The 21693-nt window shown below is 51.8% G+C and carries 3 protein-coding genes; all 3 read right to left on the bottom strand.

The window, feature by feature from the left end; genetic code table 11:
- Positions 1 to 88: 88 nt before the first annotated feature.
- Positions 89 to 14170, bottom strand: coding sequence for an S-layer homology domain-containing protein (locus tag J2Z70_RS27055; protein ID WP_209878292.1), 14082 nt, complete (start codon positions 14168 to 14170; stop codon positions 89 to 91).
- A 220-nt stretch (positions 14171 to 14390) separates the two neighbouring features.
- Positions 14391 to 16004, bottom strand: coding sequence for an S-layer homology domain-containing protein (locus tag J2Z70_RS27050; RefSeq protein ID WP_209878290.1), 1614 nt, complete (start codon positions 16002 to 16004; stop codon positions 14391 to 14393).
- Positions 16001 to 21691: a hypothetical protein gene (locus J2Z70_RS27045; RefSeq protein WP_209878288.1), complete on the bottom strand. Its 5691-nt coding sequence runs from the start codon at positions 21689 to 21691 to the stop codon at positions 16001 to 16003. Before J2Z70_RS27045 ends, J2Z70_RS27050 begins: the two co-directional genes overlap by 4 nt.
- Positions 21692 to 21693: the final 2 nt, after the last annotated feature.

Here is a 21693-nt window from a genome sequence, read left to right as displayed (position 1 = left end):
TCGGGGTGTCCACGCCATGATTTTCCATAACAGGTTACCGGCAAAGGCCAGTCCTTATACGGACCGGCCTTTGCTGCAGCCTCATTTCTTACTTGGATACTTTGTAGATAATCTTGGATAACGTCATGACCAGCGTGTAGTAATTTTTGAAGTCACTAATATACTGGCCTGCCGCCTTTTCGAACATCTTCAGGACAATCTTCGCCCCGATATAATCGCGGTAGACATCCCATACGGCTCCTGCCGAATCCAGCACGTTGGCTCCGGATACAATCAGCACCTTCAGTGCATCCTCCGGTTCAATCCCTTCCGTCACCTTCAGCTGATTGGTGGCATCGGAGATACTAATCCTTCCGTTGCGCATGGCGGATACGACAACAATCATGGCGATTTCATTGTTGTCCAGCAATTTGCGTTCCAGGGAATCGAGACTGTCATAGAATTCCCGCTGTTTGGCGGTGGATACCTTTTTGAGAATTCGGTAGGTCTCCTTGAGCACGCCGCCCGTGGCCATCTGAATCGCAGTGCCCAGATCCACGAGTGAGATCAGACCGGAATCCAGCATTCCCTGGGCGATGTCATCCATTGTCCAGCCGCCAATTCCCACCAGCAATCCCAGCAGCCAGACCGGCTGATAATTGATCGAGATCAGAGCACCCGCAACCTCACTGACCTGTGTAAATCCTCCGTCATACAGCGCTTTGGCTAAGGAGTAGTGGCTCATACTGCCCTTATACTTGTTCAGCAGCTTGGCAACATCAATTGCGGACAAGCCGAGCTGCTGCCGCAGAATCGCAATGGTATTATCGGTCTGCACATTCCGGTAAGCAATGTATTCGCTTGGCGTATAGCCATTGCGGATCAGCCATTGCAGTTGCTCGTCCACGGACCAGCTTTTGCCCAGGAAGACCAGTGCCCGTACCACCGGAAGCCCAAGCTTCCTGAGAATCGCAGCAATGCTGTCCCCGCCTTCTCCAATGATATCAAGGCCTCCCATGATAGCTTCACCATCGTAGCCCTGTTCACGCATGGCAAGGGCAATCTCCGCGATTGGCGCATTCGGCAATCCTGCTCTTACGATCTTAAGCACCTTGTAAGGGGCCAGACTCCACTTCCGCAAATATTGAACGATAGCGGCTGGCGTATTCACACCGAGCTGCACTAGCTGTGTTCCCTGCTCCTCTTCCGTGCCTGCATTCTTGCGCGCCTCGTTGAAGTAATTGTAGCGCATCTTCAGAATGCTGGCGTTGTCGTACCCCAGGCTCCGCAGCGTATCCACCAGGTAGCTGGACGGTGCCAGCTCAAGCAGACCCCGCAGATACAGCTCGGCGGCCACATCATTGGCACTCGCGGCACGGCTCTTCATACGCTTCAGATAAGCATAGAGCGGATCAGCTCCGAATACTTCGGTCACCGCTGCCCGGACACGCTCTGCAGGCATCACCGCATTAGTGATTGCATCCAGCACTCCCAGAGCGTCCAGATTGAACATCACCTTCAGCGCTAGCACGATATCGGTATCACTGAATTTCGCCTTCATATAGTTCGCCACCGTTCCCGGGCTGCCCATAGAGGTTGCCGGAATCAGCTTCGCGAGGTAGCCGATATTCGTGCTGCTGTAATACACCGTAGTGACGGCCAACCCAAGCTCTGGTCCCTTGACATGCACGGCCAGCAGGGCGGTTGCTTCATCGGCACCCAAGTTATAAGCATCCTTCAAATACTGGAGGATATCCTGTATCGCTGTACCTTGCTTATAGAGCAGGCTTACAGCAGCTTCTGCACCCGTGATTCCATACAGATCAAGCAATTGCTGAAGAGTTCCAGAGGATGTGCCCACTGCAAAATACACCTCAGCCACTGTCTTCTGTACCGCATCCGCTGTGTAAATGCCCAGTCCGTTCAGGAGGACCTTCGCCTCCGCCTCTGTCTTGCCATAGCTCTTCTTCAAAAGTTCCGCGATATACGCCATCCGGTAGCCGCTTGTGCTTAAGACCTGAGCCGCTTGCGGGGCATCTGTGAAAATATCCTGCGCTCTGAAAAACTCCATTGTGGCGGCATCATACGTGGTCCCATAAATGGCGCTGATGCTGCTCAGAACTGCTGAAGCACTGAACGATCCGTCTGCAATCAGCAGTGCTGCGGCAGCCGCCGCTGATTGGCCGTTATACTCTTTGAGCATTTTGACAATATCCTGGAGCGGGTAGCCCGCAGTCCATAGATAGGCAATGGCCGCTGGCTCTCCTGTAATTCCGGCTTCCTGCAGGATAGATTGAGGCGTTGCAGCCGTATTGCCTTCCTCCACAGCTGTGCCGTAGACCTGCCGCACCGTCCATTCTATAATGCTGGCGTCTTCCAATTGGAGCGACAGCAAAGCATCCCGAGTAGCCTGTAGCGAATTTCCATAATAGCTCTTGGATACTTCGATCACATCCTGCAGCGTGTAGCCGAGCGAACGAAGATATGGCGCTGCATCCTGGATGGAGGCAATGCCGCTGCGGTTCAGCAGCTCCTCCACGCTCTCATTCACCGGTTTGCCGTAGTATTCCGCCACAGCAGCCAGAATGTCAGCCACCGGATAGCCACCGGATTGCAGCAGGCTGTAAGTCGTCTCTCCGGCGCTGAGCTTGTAGTGCGTCTTGCCTGCTAGGACTAGGTCGGCGAGTGCAAATCCGGCGCTTCTCAGCTCCGGCACAGCATCGGCGAACACGGTGATCCCCAGCGCATTCAGCGTATCCAGCCGGGTCTGCGTCAGATTCTGCCCGTATACATAGGACACCGAATTCTGTATGTCCTCATCACCATAAGATCCCTCGACGGTCAGAGCGGCGGCAGTCTCTCCGGCCGTTAAACGGTAATGCTCCTTGCCCACCCGGACGATCCCGTTCAGATCGAACTTCATGTTGCGCAGGAAGGATACAGCAGATTCCAAGGTGACCAGCCCGCTGGCTGCCAGTGAATCCACGATACTCTCACGCTGCGAGGTCCGGTAGATATCCGTCACTCCCGCAAGGATATCCTCCTGGCGGTATAGCCGGGAATCTGTGAGCAGCTGCAAGGCTGTTCCCGCAGATAATCCGTATTCTGTCTTGGCCAGCCTGATGCTGTTCGCCAGACTGAACCGGGCCTGGAACACAAAGGCAATGGCTTCCTCGAAGGAGGGGGTTCCCTGCCGGACAAGCAGTGCATGAATCACTTGTTCAACAGATTGTCCGTAGACTGCGGCAAGGGTCGTTACCAGCACATTCCTGTCAGCCAGAATATTCTTCTGCACGAAGAGCAGCGCCGTCTGACCTGCGTCCTGGTGGAAGGCGTCTTTGGCTGAGCTGGCAATATCTCTAGGCGCAAATCCCGCATTCCACAGATATTCAACAGCTGCGCTTACTTCAGTAATTCCCTGCTCCTGCAGTGCTTCTGCTATCGTACTTCCGAGCGTCTGTCCGTATACGGAAGCAAGCCCGGATAGAATAAGACTCTGATCATTCGGATAAGCGGCGGTAAGCAGCTTGGCGGCTTCTCCGGCCGTAAGCCCGTAATAATCCTTGAGTGCGCGGGCCATATCCGGCAGCTTGTAGCCGCCCTTCTGCAGAAATTCCAGCCCGTCCTCCGGCGATACGAGCTTGGCAGCGCTCAGGAGCTGGGCAATGGTAATCTGCTGCTGGCTATAGAGCGACTGCAGCAGCGCAAGCGTCGCCTGCAGGTTGCCCCGCACTCCGGCATGGATCAGCAGCCCCCGCATGACCTCGTCCTGGCTGAATCCGCCCTGAATCAGGGCCGGACCCACCTTGTCCGACTGCCAGTAGGCAGGGTAACGCGCGGCGAGGGTATTGATGACAGATGCCGCCGTAGCGCCTTGCGCCCGCAGGGTCTGAATCCACAGCGAGATTGGATCGCTGCCGTAGGCCCAGGCCGCCGCCCGGCCGATATCCTCCTGATCCTCGTCAGTCTGCTGGAGCAGCAGTGCCATCGCAGCAGCGCTATCCAGCCCGTAGGCTTCACGCAGCACCAGCGCCCGGTCCTTCAGCGGATACGGAGCCAGCCGGTCAATGACCTGGCTCATGGTAAGACCTTTTGTAACCAGATAAGCAGTCACATCATTTGCTGCAATTCCGTAGGTGCTGAAAGCGGCCACCCATTCACTCCACCCCTGACTGTCGAATTCAGCAGCGACCTCTTCGAAGGAATACCCCGCATTTTTCAGCGCAGAGATCAGGTAAGGCATTCCTTTCGCTCTGACACCCCCTGTAGGGTAGAGATTAATCGTTCCTTCCACGATCATATTCAAGGTATACCGGCTGGATAAGCTCATGGCAACAGTGATATCCGGCAGCGTCGCACCAGCGAATAAATACTGGGTATCCTTCACCACCGTCCGCACATCACAGGCGCAGCCAAATCGGGAAAAGGCCTCGGTGCGCTCCAGCTCCACCCAATCCTGCATCGTGAGGCCCATCTGCCGGATAAGCGGCCCTGCAATCTCAACCTTATCCCACAGCCTGGAATTACTCATGGCTGCCGCTATCGCGGTAGCATCCGCCTCCTCATCTGCATCCTGAGAGAACACGGTACGCAGCGCCGTCAGAACATCGGCTGCTTCATAACGGTTGTTGTAATCATGGTAGAACAGATCCATTGCACCGCTCAGCGTGAGCGCTGTTCCCGCTTGTCTGTAAGCATCATACATAGTCTGCAGCGATTGTACCGGCGTTTTGCCCGCCAGCCTGAACTGTCTGAACAGTTCATAAGGATGGCTGCCCTGCTTCAGATAATAGTCCGCCAGCTGAACCGGATCATATCCCCCGTCCAGAAGATATTTCAGGATATGCTCCCGCTGGGATTGGGTAAGCCCTGGAGAGAGAGCCGCAATCGCTGCCGGGAGTTCTGCACCGAACTGTTCACGCAACAGCGCGGCCTGTGCTGAAGCCTGATACCCGCTGGCGGAGAATTGAGCGAGTACCTCGCTTAACGTGACACCTGCCGACACCCATAAATCATTCACGATGATGGCAATTTCCTGCACCTCATAGTGCTTGGCCATTAAGGCGCTAATGATCACAGAGGCTCCGTCACCAGCGGCTTTCACCGCTTCAGCCACTTCCCGGGCAGACACCTTGGCGTTCAGCAGCTCTGTCGCCGCATCCTGCTGCGAATATTCCCGGCGCAGCAGAGAATACGTATACGCCGCCGGGAAGCCGGCGCCCATGAAGGCCCGCAGCATTTCTGCCGCGCCAGCAAAGCTGTATTGCTCTGCAATCGCCTTGCTCACATCCGCCGCCGAATATCCCGCTTGGGACAGCCATGTCGCACTGGTAACGGCATCGCCCGAGTACAGCTCCTTGATGACCGCTGCCGATTCCGTTGCCGGTTGCTTGCCTTCGGCCATGGCGGACACGGCCTGTGCATGGCTCAGACCATATGCACTCTGGACAGCTCCGGCAATCCCGAGGCTGTCATAACCTGTCAACCGGAGTAACTGTACGGTATTGCCGCTTGTTTCATTCCAGTTACCCTTTAGGACCTTCGCCGCTTCTGTAACGGATACATTGTAGCGCTTCAGATATCCCAGGATGCCTTTGCTGGACAGATCGAATCTCTGAAGGACCGGACCGATCTCACTGGCCGAATACCCTGCCGAGAGAAGCTCTCCTGTAATCAATCCATCATACGCAGCCGTAGCCGGCTTAAGCGAATTGTAAGCATCATAGAGCGCTGACGCATCCGCGTTCATTGCATACAGGATCGGCGTCAGTTCTGAGCGGATCATCCCATACTCGATCAGCACCGCACGGTAGAGATTCGCTGCCTTGAAGCCGCCGTCCCGCAGAAGCTCCGCCGTCTCCAGCGCCGTCTTGCCGTATTGCTTGTGAAGTATTTGAGCCGGGTAGGCTGCATCGTTCTTATAGGCATAGCTGGAGACGAACCCGAGCAGGGTCGCCACATTAGCCACCGGCAATTCGTCAAAGACAGCCAGGAACGTCTGATTGACCGCTTTCACCCGGTTCACCCCTGTGTAAGCCACCGATACCGTGGAGGCTGAACCAATTACCCGGCCGCTGCTGTTCCAGCTCAAGAGGATCTGCGCCGGATCTGCCCCGAGTGCCGCAGTCACGGAGCTTTGCCATTGACCATCGATCTTGACGGAGAAGGACCCGCTTGAAATCACGCTGGCCAGCTGCTTGTCAAACGTAAGGATAACCTGGGTCCCATTCTCCGAAGAGGTCGCATCCATCAGGAGCGGCGGCGTGCTTACATTATTCACCGTCAGCTCTGCACCGAGATCATACCCCGCTGCATCCAGCCGCAGCTTGAATTCCTTATTGTAAGCCAGGTTCGCTGCCACCTTGTACGTCTGTCCGAAGTCTGCAGTGGATACCGGACCCAGTGTTACCGGGTTGTTGCCGGCATCCTGCAAGCTGAACTGTACACCTTGAACCGGTGTACTGAAGCTTATAATGAAGCCATTCTCATTCACACCGGTGAGACTTGAGGTAACATGGTAAGCCACATACACCTTAACTGCTGCCCCAAAATCATACCCCGCCTTCTTCAGAGTCAGCGAATACGTACTGCCTTCGGCAAGCTGGGTTTGAATGATGTAGGTACCTGCGTCAGTTCCCGCAGCGATCCCCGTCACCTTGATCCTATCGCCTGCCGCCGTAAGAAGCTCCACATCCTCAGGCTGCACATCAATTCCCTTGCGGCCCAGCAGCACACTTATTCCGCCGGCATCCGCACGGGTGACCTGGCTCGTAACCTCAACTGGCAGCACCACTTCGAGCGGCCCTTCTACCGGGTGGGACGGATCTTGCACCATCAGCATATACGTTTGACCGGCGGCTATAGGCACACGCACCAGATAGATTTTGCCCGCATCGGCTGTACCCGGATTAGCATCATAGAATGAGCTTGCGGTGAGGGTAATATTCTGCCCGCCCGGTCCGCTCAGGCGAACGGAGGACAGACTCAGATTAGGCACAGCCTTGCTCAGATTCAGACTGAACCCGGCGGCGGTAATGTTACTCGCTGTCAATTGCAACATCGGAAGGACATCCAGATGAACCGACGGTCCAAAATCATACCCCTGAGCTGTCAGCGCCAGCCGGTACGCCGCCCCTTCCGTCAGCTTCGCTGCCGCTTGATACGTCAGCCCGCCGTCCGCCGTCACCAGGGAATCTAGCGCTACGGCTTCTCCGTTACTGTCCTTCAATATCATGTGGCTGACTTTCAAATTAGGGACTGCGGCTTGCAGCCGCAGGGTGAACCCGTTCTTGGACAGCGCCTCGATGGACTTGGCGACAGGCTGCAGTACCGTGAACGGCAGCACCGCGCCGAAATCATAACCGGCTGCCGCTATATTCAGACTGTAGGTGGCCCTGTCTTGCAGCGCCGCCCGTACGTCATACGTTGCGCCTCCGTCTGCCGTGGTTGCCGTAGACACAACACTCTGATTGCCCTCCGCATCCTTCAAGATGAAGCTGGCTGCGCTAAGTCCCGGAATAGCCGGGTCCAGCTTCACCGTCAGCCCGTCATTCTGAATTTTGTCATAGCTGAGTGCAACTTGTACCGGCACCTTCACCGTAAGAGCTGCCCCAAAGTCATAGCCTGTCCCGGCCACAGTCAGCGTATAGACCGCTCCATCTGCAAGATTAGCAGACAATACATAACCGGCCCCCCCGTTCAGCTCCTTAACGGCTGTAACCGGAGTGGACTGCCCGGAAGCATTAACCAGCTTGAAGCTGCCAGCCTTAAGCCCGCCAACAGCCGGGTTCAGGAGAACACTCACCCCTTGCCCGTTAACAGGACCAACCTCACTTGCAATCACACTAGGCAGCGTAGCCGACAAGACTTCCCCGAAGTCATGACCCGTCTGTTGCAGCGCAATCGTATAGGTCTGGCCTCCGGCAAATGCTGCCTTCAGGCGGTAAGTCAAGCCATGGTCGTCCGTCACCGCAGAGGACACAGGCAACACTTGCCCTGTGCTATCCTTCACCGTGAAATCAGCGGCACTCATTCCAAAGACACCGGGATTCAGTCCGATCTCCACGTAGTCCGCTCCTGCCCGCAGCACAGCTGCGCTTATCATAGCCGGAACGTCAATGAAGATCGGGGTACCGAAGTCATACCCGTGCTTGACAATACGCAGCGAGTAACGCTCTGTTCCCCAGAAGCTCGCTTCTACCTTATAAGTGAATCCCCCGTCCGCTGTCGATATTTTCATAGGATGGTAGACTGTAGCGTTGTCTCCTTGCTTGATGTTCAAATCACCCGGCAGCAGGCTTGGCATCGCCTGATCGAAGCGTACAGTGAACGCCTGATTGTTCCCGGTCTCCATCCCCTCGAACGCAGCCGCTACAGCCTGGATGGACAACGGCAGCTCCGTACCCAGGTCGTATCCCGCCACATGCAGGCCCAGCTTGTACTGCACACCCGCCTTCAGATAGACACTAATCTCATAAGACCGGCCCGCATCCCGGGTAATGACCGATCTTAAGTTGACGGTTTGGCCTTGGTCATCCGTCAGGCTGACATTTCCGGGGTCCAGACTGAGCGGTGAGGACAGGCTCAGCTTGAAGCCGGTCACAGACAACTGATCCACCGTGGCCGAAGCCGCATTCAAGGTGAACGGGTCAATGCTGTCAAAAACATACGGCGCCTTCGCAGCAATCTTCACCGTGTACGTCTTGCCTCCGGCCAGCGGAACAAGCACGTTATAGCTCCCTGGAGCAGTGGAAGCCTGGAGGGATTGTACCGCAGCGATATTTCCCTCTTTATCAGTGACGGTAATATCCGCAGCGCTTAGACCGGGCACCTCCGAGCTCAAAACAAGCTTGAAGCCGCTCCGCGACTGGCCGTGAATGATTGCATATACCCCTACTTGGAAGCCCACCGTAAGCGGAGCCCCGAACAGATAGCCGGGATACTTGGCTTGCAGGGTATATGTCTCGAAGGCGTCGAATTTCCCTTCAATATTGTACATTGCGCTTGCCGGACCTTGAGAAGTCACCGTAATCGCAATCTTGCGGCCTTTGCTGTCATACAACGCGAAATGCTCTTCGGTCATATCCGGCAGATTCGGAGAGACAGACACCACAATCTTGTTCAGCACCGTGCCCACCAGCCGGAGGGCAGCCGACGCCGAGATATCGAAGGAGACCGGAGAAGCCAGCCGGAAGTCCTCTCGCGCCAGATCCAGAGTGTACCCCTTTCCCGCTGCCACCGCATTCAGCGTCACCTGGTAGCTTAGGCCCTGATCCGTTGTCTTGAGTGAATACTCATTCACAGGGATTGGATTCCCGCTCGGATCACGGAGGATCACTTGCTGCGGGGTCAATCCGGCAACCTTGGAGCTGAATTGAAGCTTGAACCCCAGTACCGTTATATTGCTGAGCGCAGCCGTAATGATTTTCGATATTGGAAAAGCTACGGGTTCATTCACCTGATAAGTTACATCCGGCTTGTACTGTACCGTATACGTTTGCCCTCCGGCAAAGGTACCGGCAAGGGTGTAGTGAGCGCCTGCATCCGCTGTTGCCGCTGAAGTCAGTGCAATGCTGTCACCAGCGGCATTTCGGATTACAAAATGCCGCTGGGCCAGCCCCGGAACCGGCGCATCCAGCTGCACCTTCACACCTGCTGTTGTCGCCTCCATAACTGTCAGCGTTGGCGGCAGCCGGAAGGAGACTGGATTCATTGAGAATTCATCCTTGTCCAGCTTGACCATGTAGGCCATACCCGGCTTCAACTGATTGCCCGGCACTCGAAGCTGGTAGCTCGCCCCGCCGTCTGCCGACTCAAACAGATTCGGATAATAGAGCGTGCCGGCTTCATCCGTTAACGACAGCCCCAGATAATTCTCAATCTCCGGGAACGCGGGAGCGAACTTCAAGGTGAACTGCCCGTCCTTCGTTACATCCGCTATGCTGGCGGCAATCCACTTATTCACATGGAACGTGACCGGCGAGTCGAAGAGGATATACCCTTTCTTCAGCACAATCGTGTAGTCCGCATTCTCCGCAAGCGTTACCCGCACATGATAGGTCCCGCCATTATCACTCGTGGTTAACGTAACTCCGTTCAGCTTGTTATTCTGCGCATCCGTGATCGTAAGGTCACCAGGCAGCAGGCCCGGCACCGGGTTGGCAAAAGAAAGCTCGAAGCCCGCACTCGTGATCTTCGATACACTGGTTGTCCCTGCGTCTGTGGTCGCTGCAACCTTGAAATTCACCCCTGCTTCCGGTAGATGCCCGGTCAGCTTCAGAGTATAGCTGCCTCCCGCCAGGTGGGCCGACAGCCGGTAGCTTGCGCCCTGGTCCGCCGTTGTTGCTGAGGATATCACTACGGGATCTCCTGTATCGTTGTTCAACATTACGAAATTCCCTGCATCCAGCCCATCCACGGCATAATCGAGCTTCGCAAGCAGCCCACTGTTCTCAATCTCATCGACAGAGACTGTAGCAATTAGCGGAACCGCAAAGGAGACCACATTCGGGTCCACATCTGCATCCAGCGCGAGACTATAGTAGCCCGGGGTCAAGGCGGCTGAGAACTGATAGCTTCCGCCTTCCGGGTCATTCATGACGACCTTCTGGATAGGAACCTCCGTGCCTTCAAAGGCCCGGGTTAACTTAAAGCCGTATTGCATATTGATCTTCATCGCAGGTGACATCACAAGCGTGAAGCCGCCGTATGTCGGATCTACTGCCGTGTTCTGGGCATACACATAAATTTTCTTCGGCGCGCCGAAGTCATACCCGTCCGCCTGAACCGATACGTAATAACTCTGACCGCCCTCTCCGTCAAAAGCCACTATATAGATCCGCTGCTGATTATCCCAAGTGACACCTGTAATCGCAACCTCATGGCCTGCCAGATCCGTGGCCCTGAAATGTTCAGCGGTCAAATCCGGCACGCGCGGATTCAGTCCTGCCATGAATTGGGTCGGCTTCCGCCCCGCGCCCCACACATTCAGAGTCGCGTTCACCAGCAGAGCCGGCTTCCCGAAGCTGTAGCCCGGAGCCGTAATGCCAAGTACAAATGGGCCTCCGGCATTAATCTGCGTGGTGAGCAGCTTGTAGGTACGGCCTCCGTCACTGGAGCCCGCCGAGTCCAATACAACCGCCCCGCCGTTGCTATTCTTAAGCTCAAAGGCTGAGACTGTCAACCCCGGTACCGCCCGCCCGAAGTGAACCGTAAGGCCGCTATAAGCACCGGGATACCCGTCGAAGGTCGTATACTTACTGATTTCCACGGTCTCAGGAACAACAACGGTCCCTTGTATGAACCGTCCGTCATAGAGATTGACATGGTAAGCATAACTTCCTGCTGCGGGCAAATCCGCAGCTATCACTGCAGATTTTCTGTCCAGACCAAGCTGGACTTCATCCACGGCTACGGCCCCGCCGCCCGGAGCCTGCAGAGTCATATCGCCTGCCGAGAAGTCTGGCGTACCTTGCGCAAACTGCAGCTCAAATCCGCTATGCGTCACCCAGCCTGCCGAAGAGGGAACTTCCTCTGCCCGGACCGCCAGAGCCGCCGGTTCCGTGAACTCATACCCGTCCATATCAAGCGAAAGGGTATACGAATCCTTCGGGTCCAGGCTGGCCCACACCTCATATTGCTGGCCGGGAACCACTGTACTGAGCATATCGATACTGACCTGCCCGCCCGCCGCGTTCTCCAGCACCAGGCTCAGAGAATCTATCTCCGGCACTGTCTTATCCATAGACAGGACAAAGCCGTAAGTACGCACGGTGCCAATCGAAGGTTCAACCTTCACCTTGCCTACGGCTGGTACAGTCACTTCAAGCGCTGTCCCGAAGCTATAGCCGCTCCGTTCCATACTAAGCGTGTAGGTGCTGCCCGGGACAAGTCCTGCAGTAATCGTGTATACACCGCCATCCTCTGCGGAGGCCGCTCCGTCCACCGGAATGCTGCTGCCATCCCCCGCTGTCAAAGCGAAATGAGCTGGGGTTAATCCCGCAACCGGTGGATTCAAGGATACCTCGAAGCCCGTCTCCGTGATGCCGTAGACCTCAGCAGATACCGGGATCACTACCGGGTCCGTGACCGGAACGAATACGGACACAACCCCGCCGAAGTGGTAGCCCGCCTTCGTCACGCTTAACAAGTAGGTAGCCCCTTCCTGCAAGGCAGCTGTCAGCTGGTAAGAGCTTCCGCCGTTATGGGCAGCAGCCTCTTGAATAGCGACAGCTTCGCCCGTCCCGCTGCGCTTCAGGGTGAAGCCAGACAGCGGCAAATCGGCTACCGGCTGATCGAACTGGACCTCCAAGCCCGCTACGCTGATATTCTGCACCGCCGTGGCCACCCGAATATCCTCCGGTGTAGTCACCGGAATAACTAAGGTTACCGGGGCGCCGAAGGCATAACCTACCTTAGAGAGTGTAATGGAGTAGGTCTCCCCCTCTTTTAAGACTGCGGCAACCCGGTAAGAGCTTCCCCCGTTCAGTGAGCCAATGAAGGATATCTCTATGGCCTGTCCCGCTGCATCCTTCAGCGAGAGCTCTGCTGCTGTCAGGTTCGCAACAGGCTTGCTGAAGCTGAGCATGAAGCCGCTCGGAGTACCGAGCGCAGCAGTAACTGCCACCTCAAGCGGCTGCTCTGCAGGCGGCAGGGTTGGCTGAGGTGTTGGGGACGGAGTAGATGTTGGAGATGGCGGGTGCGTCGGGTTGCTTCCGCCACCGCCGCCACCGCCACCACCACTTCCTCCGCCAGTTCCACCCGCTCCACCTGCTCCGGCAGGAGCCGTGCTTGCAGCCGGAGCAGTAACCGTATACTCTCCGCGTGTCGTAGTTTCCACGCTGCCGGGGGAACGTTCAAACACTACTTTTGGAGCATCTACCAGTGCCTTCACGATTTCTCCCGCGCCTGATACACTTGCTGTACCATGCAGCTCCAGATCACTTACCTTCACGCCTTCGTTCAGCGTAATGGACGAAGCGCTGACTCCCCCGGCAACGCTTAAGCGGCCTATGGTCCCCGAGGTGACCACAACCTTGACGTTGCTCTTAATCTCCACCGAGCTGAAGTCTCCGCTCAGGGTGACTTCACCCGCTCCTGAAATAACAACCCCATCAATACCGCCGGAAGCTGTCCCGCTCTGCTCTGACTCAAGCTTAGCATCGGACTGGACATTCAACTGCCTGATGATCGTTGTCCCGCCGACCACAACCCGTACCAGACCGTCCGCCCGATCCACGGTTACAACACCGAGCTGCGAATGATTGATATGTACACTATGGGCACCGCCGCCTTGAATATCTGTGCTGCCCTGTACCGTCACCTGTTCAAGGTAGATCTCTCCGTCTCCAACCTTGGAGCCGATGAGCAGATTTCCTTGAATCTGAACGTTGCGCAGCGTTATGCCCGGCGAATTAAGGGTAAGATCACCGGCAACGGTGAACGAGCCTGTAGCAGGACCATAAGTGCCGCCCGTCTCCAGAGTCTTCGCTGGAGCAATGATCCCTCCCTCTGCATGGCTGCCGGACTGCTGCTTCAGACGATCCAGCAGCACAACGGCTTCGGCCCGTGTAAGCTGCCGTGAAGCTGCAATCGTTCCATCCGGGAACCCCTTCATGTAACCGGCACTTAGCACAGCACCCAGCGCATCACGGCCATAGCCCGGAATACTGCCGGCATCCTTGAATACCTTCAGCGGATCTTCGCCGTCCTTCATCAGCACAGGCGTAAGCTTGGCGAGCATTACGGCCGCCTCCACCCGTGCCAACGGCTTGTCCGGCTGGAAGGTCCCGTCAGGAAATCCCGTCACATATCCGGCCTGGACCGCTGCCTGCACCTGTGAGACGAACCAGGCCGCAGAGGGAACATCCTTGAAACTGATCTTTCCCGTTCCCTGGTAAGCAAACAAGCGGTTCACTAACGCCACAAACTCTATACGTGAGATAGTCTGATCAGGCCGGAAGCTTCCATCCTGGAAGCCTTTGATATACCCCCCTCCTATCCAATCGCTTAGTTGCGGCTTCGCCCAATGACCGTTAATATCGCTCGCAGCAGAGGCTGTCCCGTTCACAGCCGCAGCCTCTGCCTGGCCTGTCTGCCAAAGTCCGGGACTCCACAGCCCCGCAATTAGACTGACAATCAACAGCCAATGGAGCAAGAGCCTTATTCTCTGTTTTGCCCGGTGGTTCTTCACGCCAATTCCCCCTTCATCACAGCACCCTTGTTTTTCGACAATCTATGAGATTTTTCTCATAGACAGAATCATATCTTGTATATTTGAGTCTACAGGAAGGAAATAAAAGAATAATGAAAGCTTTGGAGAGCAAACATAGAAAAACCGCGAAGCAGCAAGGCTTCGCGGTTTTTTATTTAATGAGATAAATATTTCGGGGCGGTTTGTATTTATTTGAAATTCAGTTCAACTCACTAAACCTTTCGAGCATAGTGGCAACCTCTGCTCTGGTTGCAGGACCCGAAGGATTTATAGTCAAATCCGTGTTGCCCTTCATAATGCCCTTAGACACAGCCCAAGTAATGGACTCTTTGGCATAGCCTGAAATTTGATTTGCATCTTTGAAGCTCAGGCTTGCAGTTTTAGCTTGAAGGTCAACACCTTTAACCTTTGCGTATCTATGCAGCATAACAGCAATTTGCTCACGGGTGATGGCATCATTGGGAGCGAATTTACCCTTATCATACCCGTTAACAATGTTACTTTGATTTGCCCAAATCACCGGATCTGAATACCAACGGCCACTTTGAACATCAGAGAATACATTAGCAAATGTAACATTCGGTTTATTTTCCATACGATAGATTACAGTGGCCAGCATGGCACGGCTCATTTTCCCGGAGGGTGAGAATTCCGTTTCAGAGGTTCCCGTGAATAGTCCTTTGTTGTACACATACCTTACAGAAGGATAGAACCAATCGTCATGTGCTATATCTGTAAAAGGAGTCTTCTTAGCAAAGGTTACAACCACAATGGTGTCACGGCTAACCTCTGGAATGGTGTAAATGTCATGGCCTATAAATTTGTCACCGTTGACAAAGATATATTCGGTCTCAAACCCTTCATCCGGAATCATTCGGATGGTGGCAGAGGTTGTTGCACGAATGGTCTGAGCTTCAAAGCCCTCGGCAATTTTGCCATTTCCGCCTTTAACAGAAGCTTTAACGGAATAGTACAGATCAACTGCGGTGTTACTGACTGTGGTATTGTCGGCGGGAGCAGCCCAACGTTTCGGGCCGACAATTTTGGAGTTCTCGAAATCGGAAACACCCATGCTAAGCTTTTCAATAGCTTCAGTGATTTCCGACGCCAGCGCATCCTTGTTATTAAAAACAGCCTCAGCCCCGGCAATCACCTCTCTCAGTTTTTGAGCGGATTTTGTCGGATACCAATGATCCGGATAGTAGATGTTTTTGGGATTATCCGCAATAGTAACTGAAGCAAGTAAAGCTTTTGCAGCAACAATGTCTTCATATAATAGAGATTTTGAGGGGTCCTTTACTCCATCGCCCACCATAATTTGCACATCTTCAACCGGTTCAATGTACCGGTGTGTCGCATCTTTGTTCGTTAGAATGAAGCCGCTTGAAGAGATGCTGAACGTGCCGCTGTTCTTAGCTTGAAATACAGCCGTTCCAATATTTTTCAGTATGGAATCCTCTTTTCCCTTGACGGTCATATCCAGATAGACATAGTTGATGGCACCATCGGAATATTTCATTGAAATGTCCTTTTCCACATTCACACCGGTATTTTCCAGTACATAAGAATCAAACTGCAGCTTTCCTTGAAAGCCATATACAGGCGCCCTTCCGGCGCCCGTATAGGAAAGACTTAGCTTAACAAATATTTTTTCTCCAACTCCAAATGATGATTTTAAGGAACCTGAGCTGTCCGTTACTGTGATGTCCACACGATAACTAAGGTCTGCAGCATCATTTGCGCCATAGGCATATGAGGGTAGGGCAGCCCCTAGAAGCATGATGCACAAAATGATTTTTAAGTATTTGATCATCTTTTAAGTGCCTCCATTAGTGTGAGCTGCGCATCTACAATATCAACAATGCCGTCACCGTTTGTATCAGCTCTCATCCAATTTTCTACAGAACTAAAGCCGTTGTAAACATTGTCTAAAATAGCATTCAATGTTGCCAAAACGTCGACTTTATCAATAGCACCACTGCCATCGGTGTCTCCACGCAGAAGAACAGGAGATTTCACCGTTGGTTCAAAACCAAGCTTGGCTGTTAATTGCTCGCCTGTGACAAGTTCCTTTGAAGCACCAATATATGCTTTCTTAAGATTGTCATATAACAGAGTTTGTTTGTTGCCTCCAATCACAACCGTTGCCTTGCCCATGTTCATTTCAGTGTATATGGTGTACAACGAGAACCCTTGTGTCTGACGAACTTCATAACGGTAACCATAATCTTTTACTTTGATTTTGATAACGTCTGACAGTTCTTTATAGACCGTCTTCCCGTCCTGGCCTTCAAAGGCAGACAGTCTATAACTAACCTTGATGGCCGTTTCGCCTGGAGCTAATGCTTCAATGGTCCCATCTTGCGAAAGTCTGATGATGTTCTGATTATAAAGAACGTCCCACACAACGTCTTCTGCTTTTAGAACGGTGCCTTTAACTGTGCGGAGAGCTTTCACAGACAGCGCCGTTGTCCCGCCTATGCCAAGCTCGATCGAATCAGGCTGATCCTCGGAGCCTTCCAGGTCAGAGATTAGTTTAATACTTTCATACTCTGACAAAACACGATTCACAAGATACACTGGAACAGCCGTTTCGTTACCGGCATCATCAACCGCTTTAAGCATCAGGGTTTGGTTCGGGTCCTCACTCGAGGCCTTACGATTGACAACGAAGGTTCCGTCCGGACTGATAACAATTCCGTCTGAGCTGCCGTCTAACGTTAATGTTGCGGATGGATCTGTTAGACCACGGAAGCTGTAGCTTGAGTCTGCGCCAACAAAAACAACTTGATTGCTGACGGTGTTATCAACGTTTTCCCCGTCAAGGCTGGTTTGAACATCTTCATCAAGGAGTAACGCAGGTGCTTTTGTGTCAACAGTAAATCCAATAGCCCCTGATGACCTGCTGCCTTGGAGGGTGTCACGGTTTTCAGCTACCGCTACAAAGTCAATCAATTGCTGGCCGTCTTCAACACTTTCTTCAAATGACCAGACCTTCTTATACTCTTGAGGCGTGTTTTTATCTTCGGTATTAAGATTGAATGTCATTTTAACAGGTCTGTCGAAGGTGTACGTTGCCTTTACTTGGTCAGTGTTTAAGTAATACCGGTCTTTGGATCTGTCAATGTTTGTCTCAACGCTTACAAGCTGAGGTTTATCCGTTGAAGGCATAACAAAGCCTGGCGATGATGCAAATTCGGTTGAACGATAGTATTCCGCCTGTTTAAGAGGAGACTCCACAATTCTAACCGCCTGCACTTTAACAAAGTAAGTCTTGCCTTCCTGCAGTAGAGGCCGGTTGGTTTGGCTTTCTAATGGTTTTAGAATGATGTCACTGCCCACTTTAAATTGACCGAAGGAATTCTCGACCTCAACTCCATCTTCGTCTTGGATCGCCACAAGATAATGGGTTGCAGTGTCGTCGCTTCCCGTTATGCCAACCTTCACATAACCGTCACCGCTGTAGACCGCAGACACAGATTTAGGGTTTCGAGGGAGCAATGGATTTGTGAAAGTGAATGTTGAAGCAGTGATTTTCTTGCTCATTCCGCCTTGATGGTTAACAAGCATTGCAACCACATGATATTTCCCTTCAGGGAAGGACTCAGGAAGCGTGAATACATGAGAACCTGATTCAATTTCATCTAACTCCAGGTTGCCGATACTAATTAAGGATGAAGTATCTTGAATGTTAGAGGATTCGATGGTTTTCATGATTGACGGGTCTTTCGTGACATAGACATTAAGTGCACCCGAATATTGGCCTTGCTTGTCCGTTGTCCAAGAAACGTTAAGTTCACGGCTTGTATTTGTGCTAGTAGAAGCACTAACTCCTGTAAGCTCTGGCATATAGTCAACACTGTTTACTGCAAAGTTGTCTATATAAACGTCAGGTGTTGAAACTGAAATGGACCAGTTCCCCCCAACAATCAGAGAGGGATCAGTGACTGAAATGTACAAATAATTAGTGCCATCTAAAGATTGAACAAGATAGTTTCCGTTGCCCTTATTATCGTCTTCAACCATGGTCAATCTTTTTCCATTTGGATTGGTAATATTAATTTCTGATGCAGAAGGCTTGATTAAACCACGAAGTGGAATTTCAAAGAGAAGTGCATCCTTTGTTGCCGGGTTAATCTCTTTTGTAACCCCATTCCCGGCCCTTGTCTTAGCGATGGCCTCCGTACTCAGTCTTCTCATATTCGTTCCATAGATCATGGTGGTTGGCACAAGGTTGCCGCTCTCGTCCAGCGCTTCCGAGTGGACATAGTGAACGGCGTCTCCTCTTGAAGAGAGGTCGATGGACCCGCCAAAGCTTAGGTCACCATTCCAATAATAGATAAAGCCCAGCTTCACCCCAATGACCTTAAAGTTTGCACCCACAAAGTCAGATGAGACGGCTGCCTCAACTCCTGCGATCTCCTTGCCCCCCAATAGTGGGATGGAGTCTGGAATGAACAGCCCTGCATAAACATAACCGTAGAAATAATCTTCCGTAATTTTAATCGTTATCCCGCCACGAATGGCTCCGGCATGAATACTGATGCTGCCGAAGGCATTAAGCTGAAACGGCGAGATCCATTGAACATTCATTCCCGCTTGAATATTAAGAAGTCTTCCTTCTTCGTCTTTTTCTAACCGGCCAGTACCTTCAATGGCAAGACCGGATAGTTTCGCATCCAGCTTAAAGTCACCTACAATAATCGCATTAATTAAAAGCCTCGTTTGAAGATGAATGGTAAGGGGTGGAAGCTCGCCTGCCGGTTCTCCGGCAACGGTGTCTGCAAGGTTCGAAATCCCTCCGCCAAGGCCTGTGATAAATACATAAGGTGCAACCACAGGAACCTTCATTGTAGTTGGCGCTAAAAAGAAGGTGAGTTTATCAAGCATCATCTTGGGAACTTCGTTAATAGGAACCTTCTTCAGTGCCAGTGACCCTTCTACTTCCAGCATGGTAACGGAAACACCGGCATCAATGCTATAAATATCATCAATGGTATTAATGGTTATATCCGCCTTAACACCGGCTTCGTTTCCTACTAACGGGCCTAATATATCTTTGGGCAGGGCTACAGACAGTGTTGTGTTAATGCCAACAAAACCAATTTTGCTGTCTTTACTTCCATAGAGAACATCTTGAACGTTAGCTGTTAGCGAGCCTTTATAATCATAATGCTCCTCACCCTTCGATGGATCAGCAGCTTTTAACGGCATTGAAATTCTTCCGCCGAAGCTAATTCCGAAATCATCATCGTCCCGGGTCATCACACCATATTTAATATTGATCAAAAAACCGGCAATATTTTGCATCATAGAACCGGCATCTCCGAGCTGAAGTTCAAATGCTTGAGCAGTCTTCTCGGCAACAGCCTCCCGATTCAGAGTATATTTGGTTCCATTATTGGCTTCAAAATGCCACTTATTATGCCAAATATTAATCGAGTTGATCACTTTGACGGTACCATCGCCTTCCAGCTTTGCACCCTTGTTGTCAACGGTCATCTTAAGAGCTTCGTTGCTGTCATAGGTCAGGATGCTGTTGATGGTAATATCGCCATCGGCTCTGCTGGCAGAGTAATATTTTTCTTTACCCGTATCCATAAGCCTGATTTTTCCGCGAAGGGTCAACAGAATTTCTGTTTTATTTTCTTCAAATGCTATTTCTTTGTGAAGAATGCCATCTTTTTTCACGCCGCCGGATATAAATTTCTTCATTACATCTTCGTTTGTAAAGCTAATATAATCATATAACTGTCTGTTGTTTGCAGCGTCTGTGAACCGGACTAGCGAAACAATACCGTAGCTTGCACTTTTATCCGCTAAATTATTGGTGACATCTACTGTAGTTGTTGCTTTAATTTTGGTACCGAAGGCATCGATCAGCTGTTGATTCGTAAATCTAAATTCAATGTCATACTTTCCAACCGCCAACGTCTGATTCGTTGAGAAGGCAAGAGTTTGACCTTCCTCAACAAAACTTATTTTTCTTTTGTCAATCAGAACAGCCTCAGCGCCGGATGCTGGAACAAGGTACAGACTCCATCCGTCACTTCCCGAAAGGGCCTCCATCAGAACCTTCATATCGCCGGAAACGGTGATATTTTTGTCGCCTTCATAATAAACTGCCGCCGGGAAAACATGCTTCATTGAAACTTCCGGGAGCTTTCCTTCCACTGCTGGAATCAAAATGTTCGTGTTTGCACTATAGTCAACCACTTTATTGGTGCTAGCATCAATAATTTCTGTTGCGTTTAATGAAACGACCAGACGTTTTGATGTGATCATAGACTGTGTCTCTGCAATAATGTCAACATCCGGAATATCAAACACCGTTCCAATGTTAAGACCGCCCGAAATCTTCACCGTGTATTCCCGTGTATTCGTGGCTGCAAACACAAGTCCCTCTTCGAGGCTAAGCTTCACAATGGGTTCTATAAGTTCTTTTGCTCCTGAGACACTGTTGTCAATGGTTACCTTCGCTTTAAAAACACCGTTGTTTTCATATCCTTTTTTGTCGTTAGCCAAGTATACATTTCCGGTGTGGATACCTATTGAAACATGCTCTTTTTTGGTTTGATCAGCAAAGTTGCCGATACCATAGAGCATTTCAGAAATTCTGACTTGACCCGGCTCAATGGTTTTTTCATTCCAATAATAAGCCGTTGCAGTGTCAGGAACTAAGTATTGGTTGGAGTAATTAGTAAAGTCAACACTAGGGTTTGGTGTATAATCGTATCTGGTGTTTGCAAGATTAATCCAGTGCCCGACAATCACCTTATCAACGTTCACATCCTTGTTGCCGCTCCAGCCGGACAAGAGGGCATAAGCCGTCTTGTTCGAAGCTGAAAGCGAATCAACATATCTAATTTGCTGCGGAAGGCTGTCACCGCTATATTCGGTTTCAATGATTGTCGGTTGCGACGGGTCAACCAACACATAAGGTGCGTCAATTTCTGAACTAAGCGCGTTGTCTAAAAGAAGCCGAATCCCCACCGTTCCGGCTGTGGCATTGTTATTTTTTACATCATATGAAATACCAATGTTGCCAGTCCTTGAGTTGTTTGGGTCTACCGAAATGGACACCTTTTGTGTGATGGTATAGCCCTTAATGTCCCATGCAATGGTTAAAAGTCTGTTTTGCTCTGAAACGACAGGTTCATGAAGCTTTGTATCGATTCCAAACCAGCCATACTCCTGACCGAAAACAAAATCCTTTCCGTCGATACGAACGGTTGTGAAAGATGTTCCATTGCTCCTTGCCGCATCTTCCTTATAAAGAAGCGGAAGGTTGTTGTCAAACGCTTTTTGCGGATGACCGTCAATGGTTTCGATGGAGAAACCACCCGTTTTTGAATTGATTGAATATTTCATAAATTCGTTCGCAATGGAATAATCCGCATTGCTAGCGTCAGCATGAACAGGGAAACTGGCAAAAGTGAAAAGCATGGATAGAATAATAGCTGCAGCGATGCTGCGTTTCATTGTTCTATAGAACGTCATTG

The organism is Paenibacillus silagei (assembly GCF_017874735.1).
Classification (GTDB): domain Bacteria; phylum Bacillota; class Bacilli; order Paenibacillales; family Paenibacillaceae; genus Paenibacillus_AQ; species Paenibacillus_AQ silagei.
The sequence above is the reverse complement of the archived record's forward strand: the minus strand, read 5'-3'. Positions and strand labels throughout refer to the sequence as shown.

What these genes read in the sequence shown, in the direction of transcription:
- J2Z70_RS27050 (WP_209878290.1), bottom strand. Translation starts at nt 16,004, where the DNA reads ATGATCAAATACTTAAAAATCATTTTGTGCATCATGCTTCTAGGGGCT.
- J2Z70_RS27045 (WP_209878288.1), bottom strand. Translation starts at nt 21,691, where the DNA reads ATGACGTTCTATAGAACAATGAAACGCAGCATCGCTGCAGCTATTATT.